The 25,537-nt window shown below is 57.9% G+C and carries 31 protein-coding genes and 4 pseudogenes; 13 read left to right on the top strand and 22 right to left on the bottom strand.

All coding sequences use genetic code 11. From position 1 onward, the window contains the following. Window positions 1-316, bottom strand: a pseudogene (locus tag C8024_RS13445) (hypothetical protein); the annotation flags it as partial. Window positions 317-595: 279 nt separating this feature from the next. Between C8024_RS13445 and C8024_RS13450 the strand changes: the two are divergent. Next, window positions 596-1,357, top strand: coding sequence for an SDR family oxidoreductase (locus C8024_RS13450; protein WP_173206067.1), 762 nt, complete (start codon window positions 596-598; stop codon window positions 1,355-1,357). Between the two features lie 2 nt (window positions 1,358-1,359). On the opposite strand, the gene C8024_RS13455 is transcribed toward C8024_RS13450, so the two are convergent. The 7 genes from C8024_RS13455 to C8024_RS13480 form a co-directional block, all read right to left on the bottom strand. Beyond that, a complete protein-coding gene (locus C8024_RS13455) occupies window positions 1,360-1,752 on the bottom strand; it encodes a limonene-1,2-epoxide hydrolase family protein (RefSeq protein ID WP_173206070.1) in 393 nt (130 codons plus the stop codon). A 14-nt stretch (window positions 1,753-1,766) separates the two neighbouring features. Further along, entirely contained in the window at window positions 1,767-2,498 is a 732-nt protein-coding gene (locus tag C8024_RS13460; RefSeq protein WP_367947341.1) for a zinc-binding dehydrogenase, read from the bottom strand. Continuing rightward, complete coding sequence (locus C8024_RS23530; RefSeq protein WP_367947342.1) at window positions 2,390-2,788, bottom strand: hypothetical protein; 399 nt, start codon at window positions 2,786-2,788, stop codon at window positions 2,390-2,392. The genes C8024_RS13460 and C8024_RS23530 overlap by 109 nt, the downstream gene beginning before the upstream one ends. Window positions 2,789-2,791: 3 nt before the next feature. Beyond that, window positions 2,792-3,967, bottom strand: coding sequence for an acyl-CoA dehydrogenase family protein (locus tag C8024_RS13465; protein WP_100092751.1), 1,176 nt, complete (start codon window positions 3,965-3,967; stop codon window positions 2,792-2,794). Window positions 3,968-3,975: 8 nt separating this feature from the next. Further along, window positions 3,976-5,124, bottom strand: a complete 1,149-nt coding sequence (locus C8024_RS13470) for a thiolase family protein (protein ID WP_206170085.1) — start codon at window positions 5,122-5,124, stop codon at window positions 3,976-3,978. Then, window positions 5,124-5,537: a Zn-ribbon domain-containing OB-fold protein gene (locus C8024_RS13475; RefSeq protein ID WP_367947343.1), complete on the bottom strand. Its 414-nt coding sequence runs from the start codon at window positions 5,535-5,537 to the stop codon at window positions 5,124-5,126. The genes C8024_RS13470 and C8024_RS13475 overlap by 1 nt, the downstream gene beginning before the upstream one ends. Window positions 5,538-5,619: 82 nt before the next feature. After that, entirely contained in the window at window positions 5,620-6,390 is a 771-nt protein-coding gene (locus C8024_RS13480; protein ID WP_173206073.1) for an SDR family NAD(P)-dependent oxidoreductase, read from the bottom strand. An 81-nt stretch (window positions 6,391-6,471) separates the two neighbouring features. On the opposite strand from C8024_RS13480, the gene C8024_RS13485 reads away from it, so the two are divergent. After that, entirely contained in the window at window positions 6,472-6,855 is a 384-nt protein-coding gene (locus tag C8024_RS13485; protein ID WP_173206170.1) for a nuclear transport factor 2 family protein, read from the top strand. Window positions 6,856-6,972: 117 nt separating this feature from the next. Here C8024_RS13485 and C8024_RS23535 read toward each other — a convergent pair. The 5 genes and pseudogenes from C8024_RS23535 to C8024_RS13500 all read right to left on the bottom strand — a co-directional run. Continuing rightward, window positions 6,973-7,266: pseudogene (locus tag C8024_RS23535) on the bottom strand (acyl-CoA dehydrogenase family protein); the annotation flags it as partial. 8 nt (window positions 7,267-7,274) lie between these two features. Beyond that, a pseudogene (locus C8024_RS20325) lies at window positions 7,275-7,526 on the bottom strand (acyl-CoA dehydrogenase); the annotation flags it as partial. Then, entirely contained in the window at window positions 7,508-8,008 is a 501-nt protein-coding gene (locus C8024_RS20330) for an acyl-CoA dehydrogenase family protein (protein WP_217272194.1), read from the bottom strand. The pseudogene C8024_RS20325 and the gene C8024_RS20330, both read right to left, overlap by 19 nt. A 12-nt stretch (window positions 8,009-8,020) precedes the next feature. Beyond that, window positions 8,021-9,231: pseudogene (locus C8024_RS13495) on the bottom strand (acyl-CoA dehydrogenase family protein). A gap of 86 nt (window positions 9,232-9,317) precedes the next feature. Further along, window positions 9,318-10,319, bottom strand: a complete 1,002-nt coding sequence (locus C8024_RS13500; RefSeq protein ID WP_173206076.1) for an NADP-dependent oxidoreductase — start codon at window positions 10,317-10,319, stop codon at window positions 9,318-9,320. Between the two features lie 294 nt (window positions 10,320-10,613). Between C8024_RS13500 and C8024_RS13505 the strand changes: the two genes are divergently transcribed. The 4 genes from C8024_RS13505 (at window position 10,614) to C8024_RS13520 (ending at window position 13,757) form a co-directional block, all read left to right on the top strand. Continuing rightward, window positions 10,614-11,597 carry a thiamine pyrophosphate-dependent dehydrogenase E1 component subunit alpha gene (locus C8024_RS13505; RefSeq protein WP_254305916.1) on the top strand — a complete coding sequence of 328 codons (984 nt, stop codon included), beginning with the start codon at window positions 10,614-10,616 and terminating at the stop codon, window positions 11,595-11,597. After that, on the top strand, window positions 11,594-12,586 hold the full coding sequence (locus tag C8024_RS13510; protein ID WP_173206079.1) for an alpha-ketoacid dehydrogenase subunit beta: 993 nt from the start codon (window positions 11,594-11,596) through the stop codon (window positions 12,584-12,586). The genes C8024_RS13505 and C8024_RS13510 overlap by 4 nt, the downstream gene beginning before the upstream one ends. A gap of 6 nt (window positions 12,587-12,592) precedes the next feature. After that, the gene (locus tag C8024_RS13515) at window positions 12,593-12,826 is read left to right on the top strand and encodes a biotin/lipoyl-containing protein (RefSeq protein WP_067197704.1); all 234 of its coding nucleotides are present in this window, start codon (window positions 12,593-12,595) and stop codon (window positions 12,824-12,826) included. A gap of 118 nt (window positions 12,827-12,944) precedes the next feature. After that, window positions 12,945-13,757, top strand: a complete 813-nt coding sequence (locus C8024_RS13520; protein ID WP_100092758.1) for a helix-turn-helix transcriptional regulator — start codon at window positions 12,945-12,947, stop codon at window positions 13,755-13,757. A 3-nt stretch (window positions 13,758-13,760) separates the two neighbouring features. On the opposite strand, the gene C8024_RS13525 is transcribed toward C8024_RS13520, so the two are convergent. Next, window positions 13,761-14,183, bottom strand: coding sequence for a PaaI family thioesterase (locus tag C8024_RS13525; RefSeq protein ID WP_173206082.1), 423 nt, complete (start codon window positions 14,181-14,183; stop codon window positions 13,761-13,763). Between the two features lie 2 nt (window positions 14,184-14,185). Further along, a complete protein-coding gene (locus C8024_RS13530; protein WP_173206085.1) occupies window positions 14,186-15,763 on the bottom strand; it encodes an SRPBCC family protein in 1,578 nt (525 codons plus the stop codon). 182 nt (window positions 15,764-15,945) lie between these two features. On the opposite strand from C8024_RS13530, the gene C8024_RS13535 reads away from it, so the two are divergent. The 6 genes from C8024_RS13535 to C8024_RS13560 all read left to right on the top strand — a co-directional run bounded on the left by C8024_RS13535 (window position 15,946) and on the right by C8024_RS13560 (window position 19,787). After that, window positions 15,946-16,575, top strand: a complete 630-nt coding sequence (locus C8024_RS13535; RefSeq protein ID WP_173206088.1) for a glutathione S-transferase family protein — start codon at window positions 15,946-15,948, stop codon at window positions 16,573-16,575. 136 nt (window positions 16,576-16,711) lie between these two features. Beyond that, window positions 16,712-16,912: a hypothetical protein gene (locus C8024_RS13540; protein WP_173206091.1), complete on the top strand. Its 201-nt coding sequence runs from the start codon at window positions 16,712-16,714 to the stop codon at window positions 16,910-16,912. Continuing rightward, window positions 16,879-17,118: a hypothetical protein gene (locus C8024_RS13545; protein ID WP_173206093.1), complete on the top strand. Its 240-nt coding sequence runs from the start codon at window positions 16,879-16,881 to the stop codon at window positions 17,116-17,118. The genes C8024_RS13540 and C8024_RS13545 overlap by 34 nt, the downstream gene beginning before the upstream one ends. Next, a complete protein-coding gene (locus tag C8024_RS13550) occupies window positions 17,119-17,904 on the top strand; it encodes a ThuA domain-containing protein (RefSeq protein WP_173206095.1) in 786 nt (261 codons plus the stop codon). Between the two features lie 32 nt (window positions 17,905-17,936). Then, window positions 17,937-18,695 carry an SDR family NAD(P)-dependent oxidoreductase gene (locus tag C8024_RS13555; protein WP_173206097.1) on the top strand — a complete coding sequence of 253 codons (759 nt, stop codon included), beginning with the start codon at window positions 17,937-17,939 and terminating at the stop codon, window positions 18,693-18,695. A gap of 270 nt (window positions 18,696-18,965) precedes the next feature. After that, complete coding sequence (locus C8024_RS13560; protein ID WP_254305917.1) at window positions 18,966-19,787, top strand: DMT family transporter; 822 nt, start codon at window positions 18,966-18,968, stop codon at window positions 19,785-19,787. 39 nt (window positions 19,788-19,826) lie between these two features. On the opposite strand, the gene C8024_RS20335 is transcribed toward C8024_RS13560, so the two are convergent. From C8024_RS20335 to C8024_RS13575, 5 genes are all read right to left on the bottom strand, one after another. Then, window positions 19,827-20,273, bottom strand: coding sequence for a hypothetical protein (locus C8024_RS20335; protein WP_217272195.1), 447 nt, complete (start codon window positions 20,271-20,273; stop codon window positions 19,827-19,829). Window positions 20,274-20,281: 8 nt separating this feature from the next. Beyond that, the gene (locus tag C8024_RS20340) at window positions 20,282-20,746 is read right to left on the bottom strand and encodes a hypothetical protein (RefSeq protein WP_217272196.1); all 465 of its coding nucleotides are present in this window, start codon (window positions 20,744-20,746) and stop codon (window positions 20,282-20,284) included. 139 nt (window positions 20,747-20,885) lie between these two features. Next, window positions 20,886-21,347 carry an enoyl-CoA hydratase/isomerase family protein gene (locus C8024_RS20345; RefSeq protein WP_217272197.1) on the bottom strand — a complete coding sequence of 154 codons (462 nt, stop codon included), beginning with the start codon at window positions 21,345-21,347 and terminating at the stop codon, window positions 20,886-20,888. Further along, window positions 21,344-21,628, bottom strand: a complete 285-nt coding sequence (locus tag C8024_RS20350) for an enoyl-CoA hydratase/isomerase family protein (RefSeq protein WP_217272198.1) — start codon at window positions 21,626-21,628, stop codon at window positions 21,344-21,346. The genes C8024_RS20345 and C8024_RS20350 overlap by 4 nt, the downstream gene beginning before the upstream one ends. A gap of 79 nt (window positions 21,629-21,707) precedes the next feature. Then, complete coding sequence (locus tag C8024_RS13575; protein WP_217272199.1) at window positions 21,708-23,333, bottom strand: fatty acid--CoA ligase; 1,626 nt, start codon at window positions 23,331-23,333, stop codon at window positions 21,708-21,710. A 146-nt stretch (window positions 23,334-23,479) separates the two neighbouring features. On the opposite strand from C8024_RS13575, the gene C8024_RS13580 reads away from it, so the two are divergent. Continuing rightward, window positions 23,480-24,277: a sugar phosphate isomerase/epimerase gene (locus tag C8024_RS13580; protein WP_173206101.1), complete on the top strand. Its 798-nt coding sequence runs from the start codon at window positions 23,480-23,482 to the stop codon at window positions 24,275-24,277. Here C8024_RS13580 and C8024_RS13585 read toward each other — a convergent pair. Both C8024_RS13585 and C8024_RS13590 read right to left on the bottom strand, forming a co-directional pair. Beyond that, the gene (locus C8024_RS13585; protein ID WP_173206103.1) at window positions 24,274-25,314 is read right to left on the bottom strand and encodes a serine hydrolase; all 1,041 of its coding nucleotides are present in this window, start codon (window positions 25,312-25,314) and stop codon (window positions 24,274-24,276) included. The genes C8024_RS13580 and C8024_RS13585 overlap by 4 nt on opposite strands. Beyond that, on the bottom strand, window positions 25,221-25,535 hold the full coding sequence (locus C8024_RS13590) for a hypothetical protein (protein ID WP_173206105.1): 315 nt from the start codon (window positions 25,533-25,535) through the stop codon (window positions 25,221-25,223). The genes C8024_RS13585 and C8024_RS13590 overlap by 94 nt, the downstream gene beginning before the upstream one ends. Window positions 25,536-25,537: the final 2 nt, after the last annotated feature.

The raw sequence follows: 25,537 nt of genomic DNA on the forward strand, positions 1-25,537 counted from the left end.
CGCCCGAACCGGAGCCGCCAACCTGCACGTTCAGCGCGGGCACGCGGCTGACCACATCGGCAATTTCATTGACCTGATATTTTTCCAGCGTATCGCTGCCGATTGCAGTTACGGTTACTGGGACTTCCTGCAATGTTTCAGTCTGTTTGCGCGCGATAACCGTAATTACCGTAGACTCGTCGATCTCGTCGGAATCCTGAGCCAATGCCGGCGACGCGAGACCCGCACAGGCGGTCGCGGCGGCAGAACCCAGCAAAAGCGATCGGATCGCTCTGGATTTCAGGACGGATTTGTGGCGTAGCGGATATCTGGTCATTACTCTCTCCCAAAATGGTCCGACCTGATCCGTCGGTACCTTTCCAATTTTTGGCGGTTTTTCCGCCTTATTGTGGGATTATCTTAAGCCGCAGTTTCGGATCGCTCTGCTAGCCAATTTGATAGCAAATACGGAGAACTGTGTTTTTGCGCAACAATTGTACGTTTCACGCAGCCAAACGGCAACGGCCCTAGCGATAATGCTAACGATAATAGGGATTGCGTCGACCGGAAACTCCCCGCCTATAGGCGCCAGGAATTCAGAATCGGAGAAAAGAAAATGGCTCGCCTCAGTGGAAAAATTGCAATCGTAACTGGCGCCGGTTCCGGTCTCGGAAAGGCGATCAGTGAAACATTTGCCAAAGAAGGCGCGCAAGTCGTTCTGACCGATATTGATATCGAAGCCGCGACAAAAGTGGCGGACGCGATCGGTGCCAATGCCATCGCGCTGCAGCAGGATGTTGTCGATGAGGCGCGCTGGGACGTAATATTCGCGGCTACGGCCGACGCTTTCGGCGCGCCGCATATTCTGGTCAACAATGCCGGGCTGGTCATTCCCGGCACGATCGAGGATTGCTCGCTCGAACTGTTCCGCAAGCAGACGTCCGTCATGCTCGACGGCGTGTTCCTCGGGTGCCGCAGCGCGGTCCGGGCCATGAAATCCAACGACCAGCCCAGTTCGATCATCAACCTCAGTTCGATGGCGGCCTTGCAGGGCTATTCGCCCTTTGTCGCCTATAGCGCCGCCAAAGGTGGCGTGCGGTCGATGACCAAATCGGTGGCCCTGCATTGCAAGGAACAAGATTATCCGATCCGCTGCAACAGTCTCCACCCCGCCGGCATTGATACGCCGATGGTGCGTCAGGAAGCCGTTGGCGCTGGTGGCGGAGAAACGCCGGCAACCGGAATGATAAAGATCGGCGAGCTGGGCCACCCCAATGATGTTGCGGCTCTATGCGTCTATCTGGCGAGCGACGAATCCCGCTTCATGACCGCCGGCGAATATCCGGTCGACAACGGGGTGCTCTACAAGCCCGCCTGATATCAGGAGGCGGAGGCACGCATGGCTGCCGCCATCTGGTTCTGGAATTCCGCGAGATCGAAATAGTCACGCCATTTGGCGATCTTGCCGTCGCGCATTTCGAACGTGCCCATAACGCGGATGGCAATCCATTGCCCGTTGATCCGGAACTTGTCGGTCCGCTCGGTGAGAACGGTCTGACCCTCGGCAACGATATGGTGGACGATCCATTCCGCGCCGTCGGAGCCCATGCCCGAACCGTCAAAAAAGGCCTTCACCGCATCGATGCCGACACAGGGTTCCATCGGGATATTATGGTAGAAAATATCGTCCGCCATGGCCGCGTAGATCGCGTCATAATCCAGCCGGTTCCACGCATCGATAAAATCGAGCACCTGTTGCTTGCTGTCGGCCATGGCGAAATTCTCCCTTAGTCTTCCGGCGAAACGTCGAGGATCATCTTGCCCTGATTGGCCCCGGAGAAAAGTTTCATGAAGGCAGCGTAGCTGTTCTCAATTCCCTTATCGATATCTTCGTCATGCTTGATCTTGCCCTCGGCGAGCCATTTACCCATTTCGGCAATGCCTTCGGCGAAACGTGGCGGATAATCGCGGACCAGAAAGCCCTTGATCGTCGCCTGACGCGAGATCAGATACCAGAGATTGCGAATACCGACGGGTTCGGGGCTGTTATATTCGCTGATCAGGCCGCAGAGTACGACGCGGCCATATTCATTGATCGCGGTAATCCCGGCGTCAAGAATTTCACCGCCGACATTTTCCCAGATGATATCGACACCGTCTGGCGCTGCCGCCGCAATTTCCTTTTCGAGTTCGGCCTGGCTCTTGCCGCGATAATCGATGGCGGCATCGAAACCATAATCTTCGGTCAGGCGACGGCATTTGTCCGCGCCGCCAGCAATACCGATAACACGGCAGCCCTTGATCTTGCCGATCTGGCCAACCAGCGAACCAACCGCACCGGCCGCACCAGTCACCAGCAATGTGTCTCCTGCCTTGGGCTTGCCATCATCGATCATGCCGAAATAGGCGGTCATCCCGACCGCACCGAGTACCGACAGAAAATTGGTCGGAGACGGAACCAGCGAGGCATCGACTGGCGATGTGAAACCGCCGGCTTCCACCACCGAATATTCCTCCATCGCGCCAAGACCGACAACCCATTGTCCGACTGGAAAATCCGGGTTTTGGATTCGGCGACCCGACCGACGCTGCTGGCCGTGACCGCAGCGCCCAAAGCAATCGGCGGCATATAGCTTTCCGCATCGCTCATCCAGCCGCGCTGGGCCGGATCGAGGGAGATATAATGGTTGCGCACCAGAAACGAACCGTCGGACAGTTCCGGCAAGTCTTCTTCGACCAGCGCAAAATCGCTTTCCTTTGGCTCGCCTACCGGGCGACTGACAAGCGTGAATTTGCGGTTCTTGGTCATATATTATCCTTCGTTCGCGATTTTGTGGGATTTCTTGATTTTCTTGGCGAGCGACCATTTGTGGACTTCGGTCGGGCCGTCATAGACACGGAAGGCGCGCACTTCACGGAACACCTGTTCGACGACAGTATCCTTGCTGAGGCCGGTGCCGCCCATCACCTGGACGCAATTGTCGGCGATGCGGAACAAGGCTTCGGAAACGGCAACCTTTGCCATCGAGCTCTCGGTTGTTCCCAATGCACCGGTGTCGAGCACCGTGGCGCACCAGTCGATCATCAGTTCGGCCTGCTTCAGATCGATCTGGTTCTGGGCCAGCATGAAACCAACGCCTTCATGGTCGATAAGCGGCTTGCCAAAGGCCTGCCGTTTGCAGGCATAGTCGATGGCGATTTCCTGCGCCCGGTCGCAGCAGCCGAGCCAGCGCATACAATGGGTCAGGCGCGCCGGCGACAGACGCACTTGCGCATATTTGAAGCCTTCGCCGCTTTCGCCAAGCATCTGGTCGGCAGGAACGCGGAGATTGTCGATTTGCACCACAGAATGGCTGCCCGGCATCGAGCTGTCGATCGTGTCGAGTACGCGCTCGATCCTGATCGCAGGATCGGGAAGATCGACGAGGAACATGGTAGCCCCTTCGTCAGACTTCGCCATGATGATCCCGACCTTCGCGCCTTTGGCGCCGGTGATGAACGTCTTGCGACCATTGATCACCCAATGGTTGCCATCCGGCTTCGCGGTCGTCTGCATCATCATCGGGTCAGAACCCGCGCCATTTTCGCTGGCCGGTTCGGTCATGAAAAAGGCCGAGCGTTCCCGTCCGGACACGAGCGGCTCCAAGAACCGCTCCTTCTGCTCCGGCGAGGCGCATTTGCCGAGCAGATACATATTGCCTTCGTCCGGCGCGAACGTGTTTACCGCCAGCGGACCCAGTGGCGACAATCCGGACTTGCGCAGAACAAGCGCCGTTTCCAGATGCGTCAAATGGCTGCCATCCTCACGGATATGTGGTGTCAGAACGCCGGCCTCTTTGGCCAATGCCCGCATTTCCTGCACCAGACCGTCGGTCGGACCATGGTCCTCGCAACGCTCGTCTTTTTCAAAAGCAAAAATCTTGTCGCGAACGAATTTCTCAACCCGTTCAGCCATGTCATGCGCCTCGGCGCTAATATCTTTGGTCATCGAATCTCCTATCTTTGGAGAATCGTTACGGCAGATACGCCCGGCGCGCCATAGACTTGCGTATAGGCCGTTTTCGGATCGCCCGGCACCTGCCGCGCTCCCGCCGTTCCCCGCAATTGCACGACATTCTCGTAAACCTGGCGCAAGCCGGAAGCGCCGATTGGTTCGCCACAGGCGAGGCAACCACCATCAGTATTGATCGGCAATTCACCGGTGATATCGCTGCGTCCTTCGAGCAACCACTGTTCCTGATCGCCCGGCTTGCAGAAACCGTTTTCCGCCATATGCATGATTTCTGCGCCGGACTCCGTGTCCTGCAATTGCGCGATATCAATATCTTCAGGGCCCATGCCGGCCTGTTCGAAAGCAGCCTTGGAAGCGATTTCGGTCGCGGTGCCGCCACGCTCGTTGTCGATCGATGCGGCAAATACTTCGAACGAACCCGGAGGCCTGGTCCGCATCACCGAAGACTTCAGGCGAATGATCGGCACGCCTAGTTCCCGCGCCTTTTTCTCGCTCGCGAGAATGAGCGCCACGGCGCCTTCGGCCGGTGAACAGAACATATATTTGGTCAGCGGATCGCAGATCATCGGCGCGTTCATGATCGTGTCGAGGTCCACTTCGCTGCGTCGCCATGCGTGATCGGTTTTCACACCGTTGCGGAACGCCTTTTCGGCGACCCGCCCCAGCGTTTCACGGCTGATATTATGCTCGTGCAGATAGCGCATGATCTTCGCGCCGAAAAACTGGACGGTCAGCATATAGCCGGCTTCACCATACCAGTTTGGCAGTCCGTAAGCCGACGGATCAGCGTTGAAAGCACCGCGCGGATGTTTGTCGAATCCGACCGCCATGCCCATTTCATATTCACCCGACTTGATCGCGCTGACCGCTGCATTGAGCGCCGATCCGCCGGTTGCGCAGCCATTGGAGACATTGATGAACTGGATGCCGGTCAGGCCCAGCTGCGACACCATATTGTCCGCGCTGCCCGAAGCCGCCGAGCCGCCAAAAGCGAACTCCACATCTTTCCATTCGATGCCGCTGTCGGCCAGCGCCTGCCGTACGGCGAAAATGCCCTGGTCCATGCCATCGCGCCCTTCGGTCCGGCCGAACGGGTGAATGCCTGCTCCTACGATGCAAACGTCTGACATGATTATTCTCCCTGGACAGGTTTGAAGGCATGGATGAGCTTCTGCTCTTCGGGCGGCGCTTCAGGATCCAGCGGGATCACCGTAAACTCGACCTCCATGCCGATTTGGACATCATCCGGATCAACACCGGTCAATCGCGATTCCACCATCGTCTGGCCCGGCAGGCTGACATAGGCGACCACATAGGGTTTGAATTTCTCCGGATCGGTCGGTCCGATATAGGGCGGTTTGGGCGGAAATCGCTGGACCGTATAGGTCCAGACGGTTCCGCCCGTACCGAGCGCCACCGGCTCGATATTGTCATCGGGAGTCAACGGCAGCGGAAAGAATATCTGACCGGTTTCCCTGTTGCGCGCGCCCAATAGCGCGCTCATGTCATCGGTAAACAGATTGTCAGCAATCGGTTGTGCACTCACGAAGATCTCTCCTTTTATGCGAGTCCTATACGGGGGAAAGCGGGCGGCAAATAACTGCCAAAACGGCTAGGATAGACCAGTATCAATAGCCCGGATGTACCGCCAGCATGCCGCCATCGACCAGCAGGTCGCTACCGGTGACGAAGCTGCTGTCATCGCTGGCCAGATATACCGCGGCAGCGGCCAGATCACTGCCCTGCCCGATCCGGTTCAACGGCGACATGGCGGCCGCCATTTCGACCATCCCGGGAACGCTTTTGGCGGCCGTGTCGATAATGCCCGTATGGGTCGCACCGGGCACGAGATTGTTGCAGCGGATATTCAATCCCGCTTGCGCGCAATGGACCGCCACCGATTTGGACAACATGCGCACTGCGCTTTTGGAAGCCGTGTATGTCACATCACTGGGGAGAGCCGCGAAAGCGCTGGTCGATGCGATGTTGATAATCGAACCACAGGAGCCGCCGGGATTGGCTTTCATCGCGGCAATCGCCTTCTGGCAACCGAGCATCACCCCGGTCAGGTTGATGCCGAGCAAATGGTGCCAGCATTCGAGATCGACATCCTCGATAGTCTTGCCGATCACGATTCCGGCATTGTTGACCAAGATATCAAGCCGGCCAAATTCACCGAGCGCCTTTTCCATCACCCGGTCCCAGGATTTCGCGTCGGCAACGTCCTGCACCATGAACAAGGCGCCCGCTTCCTCCGCAACCGACTGGCCGAGGGCCTCCTGTACGTCGGTAGACAGCACTTTGGCGCCTTCCCGGACAAAGCGCTCGACCGTCGCGGCTCCGATACCGGACGCTCCCCCGGTGACGATGGCAACCTTCCCCTCCAATTGACCCGACATATTCTTCTCCCTATCAAATTCAGCAGAGGCTTATCCTGCCCCGGCGCTCTAGTTCCCGCTATCTACAATGCGAAAGGATGCATGATGCTCACTCCGGAATATATGAAGCAAATTGTCGACCAGTATCTGGCCGCGATCAACGATGGCGACATGCACGCGGTCATGGAAATCTATGCCGATGACGCTGCGGTCGAGGATCCGGCCGGCACAGAGCCCAAGCGTGGCGACGATATCCTGCAATTTTACACCAATGCCTTTTCCGGCGGCGCGAAAGTGGAACTGACCGGCCCCGTGCGCATTTCGGCAAAAGCAGCGGCCTTTCCGTTCCGCGCCGAGATCAACCAGGAAGGCGGAGCGGTTCTGGTCGTGGAAGTCATCGATATTTTCGAGTATAACCCGGACGGCAAAGTCGACAAGATGACTGCGCATTTTGGACCTGCCAATGTTACGGTGAAGACCGCCTAGACCTCTCCAGAATCGATCAAAAACCGGAATTTTTGCCCAGCGGTCACTGTGGAAACCAGCATCGCCAAACATCTGTTGGGCGACATGGACCCGCTTGAAATACAGCCCGACGTCATATTCGTCGGTCACGCCGATCCCGCCATGCATCTGGATGGCCTCCTTGGTCGCCAGCTGGGCGACCTGACCGGTCTTGGCCTTGGCCAGCGAACAGGTCATGCCGGCATTGTCGAAATCCGCATCAAGATCCTTGAGTGATTTGAGCACCGCCGATTTCATCATTTCAATCTCGGTTGCCAGATGGGCGGCCCGATGCTGCAACCCCTGGAAAGAGCCGATTTTCTGGCCGAATTGCTCGCGTTCCTTGAGATAGTCGGTAGTCACCCCGAAAACCTGCTGGGCCGAACCGGACATTTCCGCGCTCAGCACGGCACGCCGGCCGACAATATACCCTCGAGCGCGCCATAGCCGCCATCCAGTTCGCCCAAAATGTCGTCCCCGGTAACCTCGAGGCCGTCGATCGAAATATTGGCAGCGTTGCGACTATCCACCATCGGCGTATATTCGCGCGTGATTTCCGGCGCATTGGCGTCCACGAGAAACAGCGTGATGCCTTGCGGATCGCCCTGCTCTCCCGAAGTACGGGCCGCGATGATCAGCTTGTCGGCCACATGGCCATCGGCAACAAAAGTCTTGGCCCCGGAGAGAGTGAAGCCGTTGCCCGACGGCTTGGCGGAAAAGCAATCCGGCTGGGATTGTGCCGCGGGCCCTCGTCCACGGCCAGCGCATAGAGCTTTTCACCGCTGCTGATCGCCGCCAGATTTTCCTCTTTCTGTTTCTCCGTCCCATATTGCTGGATCGCCGTAGCGCCCAGAACGGATGTGGAGAAAAAAGGCGAGGCGGTCAGATTGCGGCCCATCTGTTCGGCCAGCACCCCGGCACCGACATAGCCGAAGCCGCTGCCGCCATGTTCTTCTTCGACGATGATTCCGGCCCAGCCCATCTCCGCCATCTCGGACCATAGTTCCCGGCAGAAACCGTCCGCAGGCTTGTTGTCGCGTACCTTGCGGAAGGCGGACACGGGCGCTTTCTCGGCCAGAAAACCGTTTGCTGCATCCTGCAGCATTTCTTGTTCTTCGCTCAGTATCAACGGCATGACAAATTCGCCCTATTGGCTCGGCAATCCCAAGACGCGCTTGGAAATGATGTTAAATTGAACTTCGGTGGTACCGCCGAGGATCGAATAGGCCCGGTTATAGAGCCAGTTATTGGCCAGACTGCCATATTCAATGCCATCTTCACCGATGGTGGCCGCAGTCGTGCCTTCTATGTCCATACGCAATTCGGTACCGCGCTTCGTGAGTTCCGAGGCAGCATATTTGAGCATCGAGGATTTCGCGCCCAGACCATTGCCGGCATTGGCTTCGTCCGTGAGCCGCTCGACCGTCAGATTATAGGCCCAATTGTCCAGCTCCGCCTGCGCGATGCTCTGGCGCAATGCGGGATCGTCCAGACGACCGGAAGCATCGAGACCGATTTTCTCGGCTGCATATTTGCCCAGGCTCTCCGGCCCGCTGGTGCCGCGCAGGGCGACATCGTACCGAGCATGCCGCGCTCGTGCACCAGCAGATTCTTCGCCACATCCCAGCCGCGATTGACCTCGCCGACAACAGAGGCATTATTCTCGCCATAGCTTTTCGGCACTTTGACATTGTCGAAAAATGTCTCGCAAAAGGGCGAATGGCCGGAAATGAGGACGATGGGCTTCACGCTGATCCCCTCGCTCGCCATGTCCATGAGGATGAAGGTGATGCCCTTGTGCTTGGGCGCATCGAAATTGGTCCGCACCAGACAGAATATCCAGTCGGAAATATCGGCGTTTGAGGTCCAGATCTTCTGGCCGTTGATCAGCCAGTGATCACCCTTGTCCTCGCATTTGGTCTTGAGCGACGCGAGATCCGAACCGGCCCCCGGCTCTGAATAGCCCTGGCACCAGCGGATTTCGCCGCGCGCAATCGCGGTTAGGTGCTGCGCCTTCTGTTCGTGGGTACCATAAGCCAGCAAAGCGGGGCCGAGCATTGAGATACCGAAATTGCTCAGCGGCTTGCGGGCATCGATAGCCTGCCGCTCTTCATCCAGTATCTTGGCTTCGTCCACGGAAAGCCCGGCACCACCATATTCTTTGGGCCAGGTCGGTACCGTATAGCCTTTTGCCAAGGCCCGCTCGAACCAGACTTTCTGGGCTTCGGACTGGAATTCCCATTGCCGCCCACCCCAGCACTGGTTTTCGGCAGTAATATCCCCGTCGCGCATTTCCTCGGGACAGTTTTCCTGCAGCCATGCCCGCACTTCCGTGCGGAAATTTTCAAGATCGCTCATGACTTAACCTCTCGTGACAACCATGTCATATGTCAGCCGGCATGATGCGGGCACTGCGCATTTAGTTAGCGATATCATCCTAACCATCAGTCCAGACGGAGCATTTGCTTGCCGAAATTCTGGCCCGCGAACAACCGCTTCAATGTGGCCGGAATATTGTCAAAGCCTTCCTGGATATCTTCTTTGAAGGTTATTCTGCCTTCCTTGATCCACTGCCGCATGCGCTTTTGCGCTTCGGGAAATTCACTTGCATAGTCGGATACAATAAAGCCCGACATGCTGGCCCGCTTGAAGATCAGGTTGAAGTAATTTTCAGGACCGGCCGGCATGTCGCCCTGTTCGTAACGGGAGATACCACCGCAGATCGCAACGCGGGCATGCATGGCAATATGGGCCAGCGCGTCGTTCAGGATCTTGCCGCCGACATTGTCATAAAAGACATTGATCGACTGGGCGCAATGCTCCTTCAGCTTCGCCCGGACATCGTCATTCTTATAGTCGATGGCCACATCATAGCCAACTTCGTCGGTCAGCCATTTGCATTTCTCTTCACCGCCAGCGATGCCAATGGTGCGGCAGCCGGCAATTTTGGCAATCTGCCCGACCATCGAGCCGGTCGCGCCAGCCGCGCCGGACACGACAACCATATCACCGGGCTGGGGCCGGCCGTGCTTCAGCAGGCCAAAATAGGCGGTCATGCCGGTCGTGCCGAGCGCACCCAGGTTGGCCGCAAGAAGATCGTCATCGGGAATCTTGCACAATTCACCGCCGGGCACATGCGCATAATCCTGCCAGCGCAGCATTCCCATCACCTTGTCGCCAGCCGAATAGCCGGGATGACGTGATTCGATGACGGTGCCGATGCCGGACCCGCGCATAACCTCGCCGATCTCTGTCGGCGCAACATAGCCGCCAATATTCTCCATCCAGCCTTTTTGCGCCGGATCGAATCCCAATATCTCGTTTTTCACCAGCACATGGCCTTCGGCGCATTCCGGAACCTCGGTGACGACCTTTTTGAAATCATCGTCCACCAGCCCGCGCCCCTTGGGACGTCCGTTGATCAGCCATTGCCTGTTGTCGGTCATTTTTCTCTCCATTGGAAGACTTGAAATCTTGTTAGACGGATTTCTTCGCTCAACCGAACTGCCAGCTTTGATAGCTGATCGATTAAAACAGCGGTCACGCGCCGTTGGCGGAAATATTTTCCGCGCATGACCGGCGCTTTTCCCCCATAGTACCGGACAGAGATCGTCCGGTCCGGAGCTCGCCTGTTCGCGGCTCACTCCCTATAACAATAGTGGCGGGTCGGGCCGCTCGCGCTATGAAGTTTTTAAGGAAAGCGCCCCCTCCAGAGGGCCGCATTACAAAGGAGCAAAGCCTTGGCCAATAGTGACATGGCGGACAAAGACGTCCTCATCGATATTTTCACCCGCGCCGACCTGATCATGCAGTCGGATATCAAATTCCGTCAGATGATCGGAGCGGGTCAACTGCAAATCGTCTATTATCCTGTGCGCGGACAGGAAGTTGTCTCGTCGGCAATGATGGCCGCGGTGAACAAGGAAGATTATCTGGTTACGATCTATCGCGGCCTGCACGACCAGCTCGCCAAGGGCATCCCCTCGAAAGACCTATGGGCCGAATTCGCCGGCAAGATGGCAGGCACTTGCAAGGGCAAGGGCGGGCCGATGCACATCACCCATCCCGAAACCGGAGTGATGGTGACCACCGGCATCGTCGGGTCCGGCATTCCTATTGCCAACGGCCTCGCGCTAGCCAGCCAGCTGGACAAGGACGGCAAGGTCACGGTCTGCTGCTTCGGTGATGGCGCGACCAATATTGGTGCCTTTCACGAGGGACTGAACATGGCGCAGATCTGGCAGCTGCCCGTCATTTTCCTGTGCCAGAACAATCTCTACTCTGAACATACGCCGATGGCATTTGCGACCAGCTCGGATTCGATCAAGCAGCGCGGCGAAGGCCTGGGCATGCGTTCGGTCCAAGTGAACGGCAATGATGCCAGCGCCATGTATGCTGCGGCGAAAGAAGCCGTCGAATATGCGCGGGCCGGCCATGGACCGACCCTGATCGAAGCGATGACCTTCCGCTTCCACGGCCATCTGCTCGGCGACACCAGCCATTATATTCCGAAAGAGGAAATGGAGCAGGCGAAGAAGGACGATCCGATGCCGATCCTGCGCCAGCAATTGCTCGACCTGCAGATCAGCGAAGCCGATATTGCAGCGATTGAGGCGAAAAATGCCGCAATCATCGAAGAAGCGTCACAATTTGCGCTGGATACACCTTATCCTCCGGGCGACGAATATCGCATCGATGTCCTCGACGTGGAGATTGCAGCATGAGCGATAAACCAAAAGACATCATGTTCGCCCAGGCCTGCAACATGGCCATGGCCAAAGCGATGGAAGATGATCCCAAAGTCATATTGATGGGCGAAGACATCGCCGACGAGCAAGGCGGCGGCGTGTTCAAGGTCACCCTCGGCCTGTCCGAGCGATTCGGCACCGACCGCGTGCGTTCCACCCCGATTTCCGAACAGGCCATTGTCGGCGCTGCAGTGGGCTCCGCGATGGTCGGCTACAAGCCGGTTGCGGAAATCATGCTGATGAACTTCATCACCGTTGCCATGGACCAGATCGTCAACCACGCGGCCAAGCTGCGGTTCATGTCGGGCGGGCAGACGACCGTCCCGCTGACCATCCGCACCACCACCGGTGCCGGTACCGGTCTTGGTGGCCAGCATAGCGATATGCTGGAAGCGTGGCTTGCGCACGTGCCCGGACTGAAAGTCGTCGCAGCCTCCAATCCGGCTGACGCTTATGGTCTGCTCTATTCCTCGATCATGGATCCCAATCCGGTGATCTTCATCGAGAATACGCCAGGCTATTTCGTCAAGGGCCCTGCCCCTGCACCGGACCACGTGGTACCGCTCGGCAAGGCATCGGTTCCTCGCGAAGGCACGGACATCACGCTGATCGGCTATGGCAGCAGCATCAGCCGCTGCCACGCCGCGGCAGAGAAGCTGGCGGAAGATGGCATCTCGTGCGAGATTGTCGACCTCCGCACGATCGCGCCATTTGACGAAGAAACCGTGCTGAAAAGCGTCGCCAAGACCAAGGCAGCGGTCGTCGTTCATGAAGCGGTCCGGAATTTTGGTGTGGGTGCCGAAATATCCTCGCGCATTCATGAAGAACTTTTCTCCGAACTGAAGGCGCCCGTGGGCCGCGTCGGCTCCGGCTATGCGCCTGTTCCTTTCTCTCCCGCGATCGAAAAGGCCTGGATGTTCAGCCAGGACGATATCGAACGCGAAGTGCACAAAATCTTAGGGTAAAATATAATGGCTACTGAAATTAGAATACCGAAACTCGGCTTCAGCATGGAATCCGGGATCCTCGCGGAATGGCTGGTCGAGGACGGAGCCGACGTCACGGCGGGTCAGGAAATCTACGCCCTGGAAAACGAAAAATCGACCCAGGAAGTCGAATCCCCTGCCAGCGGAAAGCTGAAGATTATCATCCAGGCCGACGGCGAGGAATATCCGGTTGGCGAACTGATCGGAACGATCGAATAGCAAAGGCCACAAGTCTCTACCCATCCTATCACTATCGTTAGGAATGTTTGGTTGACTACAAAACCAAACGACGCGACACACTGCGAATAATTATAAGCGTCGCAAGGAGTAGTGTTGGATGGCCGAGAATTTTATTGCCGAAATTCCCGAGATTGGACGGAAACGTTTTCGGGAAGATGTAGACAGTGTTACCATCACCAATCCGGCGGAAATTCGTCCCGCTGCGGAGGCGGTTAACAAAATCGCGCAATCCTATGGATTCCGGATTGCGGTTTCGGCGGATATTTCGTCCAAAGCGCATCTCGTCGATGCGGACGGCAATCTGATCAACAAGGATGTGTTCGGCTGGGTCGCCGAAGGCGAGCGCTGGTGGGAAGACACCCGTCTTGCGCTCAGCTCTCCCCTGCCCCGGGCCTGCCGTTACGAAAGCGAACCGATCTGGTGCAACGCCGAGGGCTTTCACGGACATTGGCCGAACGAATATCTCGACAAGATCGATCTCAAGGATTTCTACGCCCAGTCCCAGACTTCGAAATCGCACATCCTCATTCCCGTACATCTGCCGTTCGGGCAGATCGCTGCGGTCAGCTTCTCAACGCTTGAACATGGTATCACCGATCTCACCGAAGCCTATCGGCTCTATTCCGACTTTTTCGGCATCGTGACCGGCCGGTTCGTCACCGGCTATGTCCTCGCCATGCGCGAGAAACACCGCATGCCGGCCAATTGCATCCTGTCGAAGCGCGAAGCCGAATGCCTGCACTGGGCCGCGATCGGCAAGACTGACAAGGAAATCAGCATGATCCTGTCGCTCAGCCACGCGACGATCCGTTATCATGTGAACCGGGCCGGGCAGAAGCTGAACAGTGTCAATCGCGGACAGACGATATTCAAGGCCGGCCAGCTGGGCTATCTCGGCGCGACCGACTAGGGTCTATTTCCGCAATATCGCGAAGACCGCGGTCATCGTCATCAGCACCGCTTCGCCGCACACAATCTGGCCGCTGCAATAGGCGGTGCGCTTGCTGATCCTGTCTATCCGGGCATAGGCCTCTACCCAGTCACCGAGCTTTGCTCCGGCCAGATAATTTGTGTTGAGGTTCATTGTTGCCACCGGCAGCGCAGGCTTTTCGGCGCGGTGCACCTGATAGCTGAGCGCAACGTCCGCCAACGTACCCAGCACACCGCCGTGAGCGACCTTGATATGGTTGATATGTCCCTCGTTGATGCGGGTCGCGACAATGATGCCATCCTCACCCTGGCGCTCATAATATGGCCCGGCCATGTCAAGAAACGGGCTGGAAAATTTCGCTCGTTCAAAACCGGCCGGGATATTATCGGCAGAGAGACTATCCAAAGTCAGGCAGCCGCTCTTTTCGGGCTTTTCGGAGGTTCATCGGAATTCAGCCACAGGTTCAGCGTTTCGTGGAAGTGGCGGAGTTTCGATTCCTGATATTGCGCAAACAGGGAAACGCCATCCGGCTGGCTTTTCACGCCCTTTTGCATCGCCTTGTGATTGAGATAGTCCTGATTGAAAATCTTGTTCAGATAGCTGCCGAATTCCGTCGCCTGGGTATAGTCGTCATGCAGGTCCAGGAAGGTGCATTTTGCCGGCTCGGGACGTTCCGCGCCTTCGGGCAGGGCGACCATGAACATGACTTCATGCAGCGATTGCTCGGGATTGTCGCCATCGGGGCGGAACCGGTAGAAGATGGGATTGAAATCGGCCCAGGGGCTGATGTTAGGGAAGACGCTGTAGAAAATGGCGTCGACCAGATCGGCATCACTGATGTCGTCGACCATATCACCCCAGGTCGGGCGCATTTCCTCGCGCCGCGCCTGCGCCGCCTCATCCCGCAAGGCATGGGCAGAAACATCGCTATAGACCATCGGCATATCTTCTTCCGCGGCTGCAATCTTGCCGCCGATCCAGTTGCACATATGCGGATCGGCCGATGTCACATCGCCCTCGATATAATTGGCGTTCATGTCGAAAATGCCGCTCTTGCCGTTGGGCAGGGTCACTTTGACCCGGTCCTCTTCCAGCCGCTCGAACTTGTGCTTGCTGATCGGATGGATGAAGCTCTGGAACGCTTTTGCATCCGGAAAGGCGGTCGGATCGGGATTGACCAGATCGGTATGCGGGCTCGGCTGGCCGTGAGCAGACATGGCCCGGGAAAAATTATGCCAGACATCATATTTGCTGTTCGCGTCGGCGAAGGCCGGCATCAGTTCGGGATGGGTGCCGACCACATGATAGGATTCCATGAAGGCTTCCTGCGCGATCTTCCAGTTGCACGGCAACCGCTTGATCATGTGGGCCGCCTTGTAGCGCCGCTCAAACGGAATCTGGAAATGGCGATCGATATCGCCGAGGAAATCCTCCAGCGGCTCGCAATTCGGATCCGGATTGATGAAGACAAAACCGCCCCATTCACCGACGCTGACTTCCTTCAGACTGTGCGTTTCTTCGCTGACCGACGGGAAATCCCACTGGCAGGGCACTTCCTTGAGCTTGCCATTGAGCTCCCATGACCAGCCATGGAACGGGCAGCGCAGCGCCTTCTGGCCCTTTTTGTGATTGTCGCAGATCGCCCGGCCGCGATGCATGCAGCTGTTCGGAAAGGCCTTGATCTCGTCTTCGGAGACCCGGACCACCAGAAAGGAGAGCTCCGCAATATCATAGACGAATGTGTCACCGACATTCTTGATTTCATCCTTGTGGCAAGCCATCTGCCAGACGCGTTTCCAGAGCTTCTCGACTTCGCGGTCATGCTCTTCCTTGGACCAGTAGCGGCTGACCTCGACGGTGGTGACGCCCGGCTCCATGGGAGATTCTTCGAGGAACACAGCGGGAGGCGCAACTTTGTCGCCTTCCAGCAATTCGGTATAGGAAATGCCGTTCGACCGATTATGTCCGGTTAAAGTCTCAACCATCATCTTCTCCTGAAAACTAAACGTCTTTGTTTCGATCAAAATAACCTAAAGAGGCCGCTCGGCCACTAGTGAATCTGGCAGCATCGCCTGTTGTTTTTGAGAGGATAGCCCTCGGCGATTACCTGTGTATCTTTACATCATATAGAGACGGAAGCGAATCCGCCCCGAAGGAGAAATCTCACGTGAAGCTTTATTCAAGCCTTGGTCCCAATCCCCGATTCATCCGCATGTTCATCCTCGAGAAGGGGCTCGATGTCGAACGCGTCCATATCGACATTCTGACAGCGGAAAACCGGCAGCCGGAATTCGCGGACAAGAATATCCTCGGCACAACGCCGGTGCTCGAACTCGACAATGGCTTCATGCTGAGCGAGATCATGGCGATCGCCGAATATCTGGAAGAAACCCATCCCGAACCCGCGCTCATCGGGTCAACGCCGCAGGAGCGCGCCGAAGTGCGGATGTGGACCCGCCGGATCGATCTGGAAATCGCCGTTCCGATGACCCTCGGCTTCCGTGGCGGTGCCGGACGGCCGATGTTCGAACCGCGGATGGATGTCGTCGGCGCGGAAGGCGCAGCCGACCTGTCGCGTATGGCCGACAATAAATGGAAATGGCTCGACGGCCAGCTCGAGGGCAAGGACTATATCTGCCAGGACAAGTTCACCATGGCCGACCTCATCGCCTATTGCTTCATCCAGTTCGGCTATACCGTCGGCTGGGCGCTGCCCGAAGGCACGGACAATCTGGCGAAATTTGTCGATCGGATTGGCGAGCGCCCCTCCTCGACAGTCTGGCAGGACAGCGAATGAGCGAGAAACCGGCCTCTCTCGCCAAGCTCGGCACGATCATGCAGATCAGCTATGTGCCGGAGGATTATGATGCGGCGCTCGATTACTGGACGCAGAAAATGGGCGCCGGCCCGTTTTCCACACCGAGAAAGTCGAGGTGGAAAATGTCAAATATCGCGGCGAGCCGTCCGATATCCAGTTCTCCATGGCGATCGGCTATTGGGGTGATGTTCAGGTTGAGCTGATCCGCCCCAATAATGATGCGCCCTCCATGTTCAAGGACTGGCGCGAGAAAGGGCTTCAGGCGTCCAGCATCTGTGTCTGGTGGTTGACGATCTCGACCATGCCCGCGCGCTGACCGAAGAGGCCGGCGGCGAGGTCATCCAGGAAGTCAGCCTGCCCGGCGGTGTCGGCGGCGCTTTCTACGCTGACTATGGCGGCGGCCCCGGCACGATCATCGAATATCTGCAGATCCCGCAGGCCGGCCTCGACGGCTTTGCTGCGATGCGCCAGATGCATCTCGACTGGGATGGCCAGACAAACCCCGTGATAGGAAAAGAATAGATGAGCGAAGCGCCCGAACGCCGCCCCGACCAGAAACCGATCCAGTGCGTGCTGGTCGCTGCCGGCAAATATCATGATATTGACTACGCCCGTCTCGAGGTAATGAAACTGCTCGCCGAGGATGACCGCATCCGGGTCCGGGTGTTCGAGGATTATGAAAATCTCGAAGCGATCCAGAACGCAGATTTTCTGGTCAGCTATACCTGCGACCTGCAGCCCAGCGAGGCAGCCCAAAAGAATATTCAGGATTTCGTCAACGGCGGTGGCCGCTATTTCGCCCTGCACGGCACCAACGCGGTGCTGAAATTTCTGGACAATGGCTTGGTCGACGCGCCGGACGAAATGCCGGTCTTTGCCGACACGCTCGGCACGCGCTTTTTGAGCCACCCGCCGATTATTCCGTTCACCGTCGACAATGCCCAGCCCGATCATCCATTGGTCAAGGGTATCCCGAGCTTTGAAACCGTCGACGAGCAATATCTGGTCGAGACCCGCGCCGAACTCGATGTGTTGCTCGACACCGAATATAATGGCACCGACGACATCAGCGGCTTCGTCCACAGCGATATCAAGAAAAGCCGCCACCCGGTCTTCTATATCCGCCGGAGGGGCGAAGGCGCCGTGCTTTATCTGACCATGGGTCACTGCCGCGGCCATTATGATATGGAGCCGGTACTCGACTGGTGGCCGGAAGTGGACCGTTCCGGCTGGCAGCAGCCGATCATCTACGATCTGCTCCGGCGCGGCATCGGCTGGAGCTGCGAACCGGCCATAGCAAAATTCTAACCCCGATTTCACGAAACACAAAGGAGAAGACAATGGATTTAGGACTCAAGGGCAAGAAAGTCATTCTCACCGGCGGAAGCCGTGGCCTCGGGCGCGCTGCGCTGGAACATTTTGCAGCGGAAGGCGCTGATGTCGCCTTCTTCTCGCGCAATGCCGAGCAGGTCGCCACCGCGAAAAAGGAACTCGAAGCCCATGGCGGCAAGGTGTTCGCTGATGCGCTCGATATGACCGATCTCGACGGCTATGCCAAATGGCTGGAAAAAGCCGCAGGCGATCTCGGCGGCTGCGATATTTTCATCCACAATGTCAGCTCCTCCGGTGCCGGCGCGACCGGTGACTGGGAAGTCACCTTCAACACCGACATCCTCGGCGCGGTCAAGGCAATGGAAGTGCTCGAACCGCATCTGGAAAAATCCGATGACGGCAGCGTGATCTTCATGTCTTCTACCGCAGCCTTCGAAACCTTCGTCGCGCCACAGGCCTTCAACGCGATGAAAGCCGCGCTGATCACCTATGGCAGCCAGCTCAGCCAGGCGCTCGGCCCCAAGGGTATCCGCGTCAACATGGTCTCCCCCGGTCCGATCAAATTCCCGGGCGGCAACTGGTCCCAGATCGAAAAGGGCATGCCGGAATTTTACGAAGGCACGAAAGCCGGCTTTGCTCTCGGTGATTTCGGCACCGCCGATGATGTCGCCCGCGGCGTCGTCTTCCTCGCCAGCCCGGCATCCAGCTATACCACAGGCGCGCATCTGGTCATCGACGGCGGCTTTACCAAACGCGTCCAGTTCTAGAATTTACAAGCCTCCCCCTCCCGATCGAGGGGAGGCTTGATCTGCCTTTCGGGCGCCGTGTTCCGGTTTGTGCTCATCAACGCGAGTAATTTTCCAGCCAGCAGCCACAGTAAAAATGGATGCTCTCGCAATCCCCCCATGATTTTATGAGGCAAGCGATGCGAAGCGCATTATAGCTCGTGTCATGTCGACTTCTGCGCAAAACTCCACTCCGCCCCGGTCCCTTTGGACTGCCATGCCCTATCTTGCCCTGTTCGGGGGATGGCTTCCTTGGCGATAGGAACTTCCTTCGCAAAACAGCTGTTTCCACTGATTGGTGCGGAGGGCACATCCGCCCTGCGGGTCAGCCTGTCGGCTCTTATATTGATAGCCGTTTGGCGCCCTTGGCGTTTCAGGCTGAGCAAGGCTGATGCTGGCCGAATATTATTATACGGGCTCGTGCTGGGACTGATGAATCTTGCCTTCTATCTGTCACTGCGCACAATACCGCTTGGACCGGCTATCGCGATCGAATTTATCGGGCCATTGGCCCTGGCGTTAATACACGCCCGCCGCTGGATTCACTTTCTCTGGGTTGGCTGTGCTGTTGTCGGACTGGGCCTTCTGCTGCCCCTCCGCGGCGGCGTGCATGCACTGGATCCCGTCGGAGTGGCTTTCGCCGCAGCAGCAGGTCTGTTCTGGGCCCTGTATATTGTTTTCGGCAAGAGCCTGTCGCACATGCATGCAGGACAGTCCGTGGCACTGGGGATGAGCACCGCCGCTCTGGTCATCCTGCCCTTTGGCGTCATGAGCGCGGGTACAGCCTTGCTGTTGCCGTCGGTGCTGTTTGTCGGCCTGGGTGTCGCCCTGCTCTCCAGCGCTCTGCCTTATTCACTGGAGATGATTGCCCTGCGCCACATCCCGGAGCGGACCTTTGGCGTGATGCTATCTGCCGAACCGGCCCTGGGCGCGATTGCAGGCATGTTTCTTCTTCATGAACAACTCAGCGGCCTGCAATGGCTCGCCATCGGCTGCATCGTCATCGCCTCGATCGGCGCGCTTCTGACCACCGAATCGGACAATGCAATGATCACCCCAGGTGCCCCGGCATAGACGGCGGACCCGTCTGCCAAGACAGATATTCCAGCGGCCTCAAGCGGGCGCGAGCGCATAATCAAGAGCAGCGCAAACAGCCGTGACCTGCGCCTCGTTGCATATCTGCGGGGTGGCCCGCGGGCTATCCGGATAGACTTCGGTCGTTGTCCTGAACCGGGCATCGGTCATGGCACCGCACATGCCATATTCCGCTTGCGGATATTCGATCACGCCGTGAGCGACGACTGGCGAGCCAATAATCATTTCATTCTCATCCGGCGGAGCGATATGGGTTACCCGTTCGACCGCAGCGATGATTGCCTGCTGGAAGGCGGGTTGCGGGTTCGCGCTATCATCGACCAGATAGAATCCGTCCGGCACGGTATCCGGCTCATAGCTTTTGCCGTCTCGTGCCGCCAGCGCGGGACGAAACTCGGTCTCGTCGCTGTCGGTTGTTTCATGCAGGTCGATATGCAGAAGGAACGGCCCGGGCTGCGCAGCCACCAATGCCATCAGCGCGGCACACTCAGCCGCTTCGCTGCCTGTCTTGAAGTTGCGATTGGGATCCAGCGCGTTGTAATTCCAACGATTAACGCGCTCGTAGGCCCAGGGCTCACGCAAGGTGCGACAAGAAGATTGATCTTTCCGACATAGTCGGCTGCGCGCGTTTCCAGAAATTCAAGGGCGCCCATTATGCCACTCGTCTCATAGCCATGGACTCCGCCGGTCACGAACGCCGTGGGCAGAGCCGGGTCATGAGCACCGTTCCGCAGAGCGAAGAGTGGATAGATATCATCGGCGTAATCGAGTTGACCATATGTGACGATATCAAATTGGTCAGCCATTGCCTCGATCCGCGGCACAACGTCCTGAGCATACCGGCGCTGGACGGATTGACGTGCCCGCCATTGTTTCCGCTCATATTCGCCCCAAGCCTGGCCCGGAATTCCGATCGGATAAAAGGGATTGCTATTCATTGGGGTCTCGCTGGCCAGAGGCATGAATCATGGTTGGGAATCCATGCTGCCAATTCTAAACGAATTTCGAGCGAGTGCCAGCGCTGGAGTTCGCTTTCAGACCAATATAGACGCCGAAAGCAAGCGGATCATCTCCCGATCACTTGCCTTTCCCGATGAAAGCCCCAATCCGCTCGTGCATGTCCGGCCCATGGCCTTCGCTCTCCATCACTTCCCATTGCAGGCCGGCGTCGAGCGGGCCGCCGTCGGTTGCCTCCAGCAGCCGCTTGTTCGCTGCATGGGAAAATCCGGAATTGGCGACAATCTTGTTCGCCAATGCCTCGATCTCCGCGTCAAATTGCGCGAGCGGCACGGCATATTCGGCAAGGCCGATCCGCACCGCTTCGTCGGCGTCGATCATGTCGGCGGTGAACATCAGCCGTTTGGCGGTGGCAACGCCCACTCGCCGCGGCAATCGCTGGCTCATCCCCCACACCGGGGTCAGCGCCCATTTCGCATGGGTATCGCCAAAGCGCGCGCTATCCGCTGCGAGAATGAAATCCGCTGCCAAAGCCACTTCCAGAGCCCCGGTGTAGCAATGGCCGTGCACCGCCGCGATCACCGGCTTGGGCAGTTTTCAAGCATCCGCAAGGTTTCGGAATGCCAGCCGGCCGACGGCACCGCTTCGCCCTCGGCAATATCGCCGAGATCATGCCCGGCGGAAAAACATTTGCCCGCACCGCGGAGCACGACGCAACCGATGCTGTCATCTTTACGCAGGTCCTCGACATGGCCGCGCAGCTCCCGGAACATCGCCACGGTCAAAGCATTGAGCTTGTCGGGGCGATTGAGCGTCAACAGCGCCCAGCCATCCTGATCTTCACGCAGTACGAGATTCGTCATGGATTCACTCCCTTTGTCGGACTCCGTTCGTGCTGAGCTTGTCGAAGCACCTCTCGACGAGAAGTGCCCTTCGACAGGCTCAGGGCGAACGGTTTACTGGTCCCCGCCTGCTCGATCGGTCAGTTGACCGCCCGATCCTTGCCTTCCCAATAAGCGCCCGCAGATCCTTGCGCAAGATCTTGCCCGAGGGATTGCGCGGCAGGGCATCGATGAAATCGATCGACTTGGGACATTTATAGCCAGCGATCCGGTTCCGCGCATCGGCGATCAGTTCCGCTTCCGTCAGCGTCTCGCCCTTTTTGACAACCACACAGGCCTTCACCGCCTCGCCCCATTTTTCGTCAGGAACACCGATCACCGCAACGTCGGCAACCTTGGGATTGGCATAAAGCGCATTTTCGACTTCCGCCGGATAGACATTTTCGCCGCCGGAGATGATCATGTCCTTAAGCCGGTCCTGGATATAGAGATAACCGTCCTCGTCGAGATAGCCGGCATCGCCGGTACGCAGCCAGCCGTCGGCATCGATGGTCTCGGCGGTCGCTTCCGGACGGTTCCAGTAGCCCTTCATATTCTTGGCCGACCGGGTGGAAATCTCGCCAATCGTGCGCGGTGGCAATGTCTCTCCGGTTTCGGGGTCGATGATCTTGAGTTCGACTCCGGGCAGCGGCGTGCCGACCGAGCGCATCTTCTCATTGCCGTTGACATCATGGTCTTCGGGATTGAGCGTGGTGATTGTCCCTGACGTTTCGGTCATGCCATACATCTGGACAAAGCCGCAGCCGAGCACATCCATCGCCTGTTTCATCAGTTCGAGCGGAATCGGCGAGGCACCATAAGTAATATATTGCAGATCGGAAAAATCGACCTCCCTGGCGCGGGGGTGATTAAGCAATATCTGGATCGCCGCCGGCACCATGAAGATTTTCGAGATCGTATATTTCTCGATCAGGTCCAGCGCCTGGGTCGGGTCATATTCCGGCAGGACAACGGCGCTGCCGCCGGTGAACATCACGCCCAGTCCGGTGCCGGTTCCGCTGATATGGAAACAGGGCATGGCCAGCAGGGTAATCTCGCCCGGGATCGGTTTTTGCCAGTCCATCAGATCATCTTCGGAGATTCCCGAACTGCGCGAGGAGAAAATCGACCCGCTGGTCATGATCGCCCCCTTGGGGTGACCGGTCGTGCCCGAAGTATAGAGCTGCAGTGCGTCATCTTCCTCGGCGCAGGGCACCATCGGATCGATAGCGTCAAAACCGTCGCGCCATTCCGGGTAGCTGCCATATTCGCCCTCGGCCTTCTCGCTGCCCAGAATGAGCCGGACATGTTCGAGATCGGCGTCGATCTTGCGGACCAGATCGTCAAAACCGGGGCCGATGAACAGGATGCTGGCCTGGCAGTCATTGAGGATATAGGCCACTTCCGGCGGGGCTAGTCGCCAGTTGACCGGAACCATGACCGCACCCAGCTTCGCGGCGCCGACCAGAATCTCGAAATAGAGGTGACTGTTCTTGCCCATATAGGCGATCCGGTCGCCCTTGCCGACGCCTCTCGATTTCAGCGCCTGCGCCGCCCGGCTGCTGCCTTCGTCGAGCGCCGCATAGGTCATCTCATCGCCTTCATAGGTGAAAACGACGGAATCCGGCTGTTCCTGCGCGTGAAAACGCACCACATCGGCAACGGAAATAATATCTTCTTCGGTCATGCAACGGTCCTCTTGGCGCGATTCTGTGATCGGCTTTTCCATGGAATACATAGAGACGCCATGACATGATACAGCTAGCAGATTGACTAGCCGCAAAGCCCCCACTCCGGTGGCAAAAGCAATGCAAGCTGCTTTAGGGTAAATCCATGCGCAAACTGGCATTGCATCAGATCACTTTGATGGAGGGCGGGCCGGAGGGTCTGGTTCACTTTGCCGCCGAAGCCGGACTGGACGGGGTCTGCCTGTTCACCGCCACGCCGCGCGATGCAAATGGCCAGACCATGTTCCCGGTCGTTGATGCGGCGACCGCTTCATCCTTCAAGCGTCTGCTTCGCGATCATCAGATGAATCTCGTAAACGCAGAATATTTCCCGGTAATGGCGGCGCAGGATGTGGCGGACTATCTTCCCGCGATAGGTCTGGCCGCCGAACTGGGCGCCAGGCGGCTGGTAAGCCATATCCACGAAACCGATGCGCACCGTGCGGAAGACCAGCTTGCGAAATTATGCCTCCTGGCGCTCGACCACGGGATGGAGGTCGGTCTGGAGTTCACGGGATTTTCTGCTGGTTGCCACGGTCTGCAGGATGCCGTCGCGCTGCATGGCTGTGTGGACCGGCCCAATCTGAAAATCGCGATCGATGCACTCCATCTGTTTCGCACCGGCGGCGACCTTGCACAATTACAGGCCGTGGACCCGGCGATCATCGGCTATGCCCAGCTGTGCGACGGACCGGATTTCCGGCTGTCGGACGCCTATCTGGATGAAGCGATGAACCGGATGGTCCCCGGTGAGGGAATATTTCCACTGGCGGAACTGGTCGCCCTGCTGGGACCACAAGTTGATATCGACATCGAGGTACCGAATTTTGCCGGGCCAGCGGATTGCGATGCAGAGGTCTGGGCGCAACGCGCGGTCGACGGCTGTCGCAAATTGCTGGGCTAGGACGCCGGGGGTTGTGATACCTTCGGCACAGGCAGGTCCGACAGATCGAGCCAGTCATGTGCGGACTGGCCGTAGAAGCTGTCCAACACCGCGAAGGGCAGGCCGAAGGGTCGTCCCCAGCCACTGTTCCACATCGCAACCACGCCGGTCTTCGCCACCGGATCGAAAATCATCGTCGAACGAAAGCCGTCCACGGCGCCGCTATGCCCGACCAGTTGCCGGCCGGAATAGGTAAAGCTCCGCCAGCCGAGCCCGTAATGCGGATCACCCAATGCCCGGGCCAGATCGCCGCTATAGACGCGTCGGGTGCGGACCAGTGGTGCGTGGGCGAGCATCAGCGCCTTCTCCGACAGGACATCTTTATTCTCGCCCATCTGCGCGCGCATCCAGCGGGCCATATCGACGATATTGCTGCTCACACCGGCAGCTGCAGGCACCCGCCAGTAGGATTCCGACAGGGTCCGCACCTGATCACCGCGATGCGGCCGCGCCCAGCTTTTTGACCCGGTCAGGCCGGCCATGCCGAATTGCGCGCTTTTCATGCCAAGCGGCTCGAACAGTCTTTTCTGGACCGCGTCAGAATATAGGGTTCCCGCTGCCTGCCCCAATATCTCGGTCGCCGCATCAAAGGCGATATTCTGGTAGCTGTGACAGCTGCCCGGCACACATTGCAACGGCGCGTCGACAAGCTGCTTGCGGAGCAGCCCCGGATCCTGGCCGTCCTCCAGCTTGCTATCAAAGGCATTTTTTGTGAGACCGGTGCGGTGCGAGAGCAGTTGTGCCAGCGTGATTTGCGTTTCGGCATTTCCAGGCAGTTGCAGCGAAGAGTGCCAGCTGCTCAGCGGTGCGTCCAGATTGAGCCCGCCTTCTTCCGACAATTTGGCCGCAAGCGATCCCGCCACGCCTTTTGAAACCGAAGCCCAGCGGAATACCGTATCGGGCATCACCCGCTTGCCGCTTTCCTTGTCGGCCACGCCATATGTGCCGATGAAGCGGAGTTCGCCTTCCTCGACAATGGCGACCGCCAGCCCTGCCATTTCGGGTCGCGCCGCCAGCACGGTAAAATCGCGGTCGAGGCCACGATAATCAATTCTGCCGTGCCAGTCATCGGCGGCGACGGGTAGTTTTTTTCAGCTTCCGGCTGCGCCAGCAAGGGCAGTGGAAAACCCGTTCGCTGTTCGACCAGCGCGCGATAGCCATACCAGCCGACGAGCAGCAGAGCCGCCAGCCCGAACAGCAGCACCAGAGATTTTTTCACGT

It is taken from the genome of Sphingopyxis sp. BSNA05, from assembly GCF_013265645.1.
GTDB lineage: Bacteria > Pseudomonadota > Alphaproteobacteria > Sphingomonadales > Sphingomonadaceae > Parasphingorhabdus.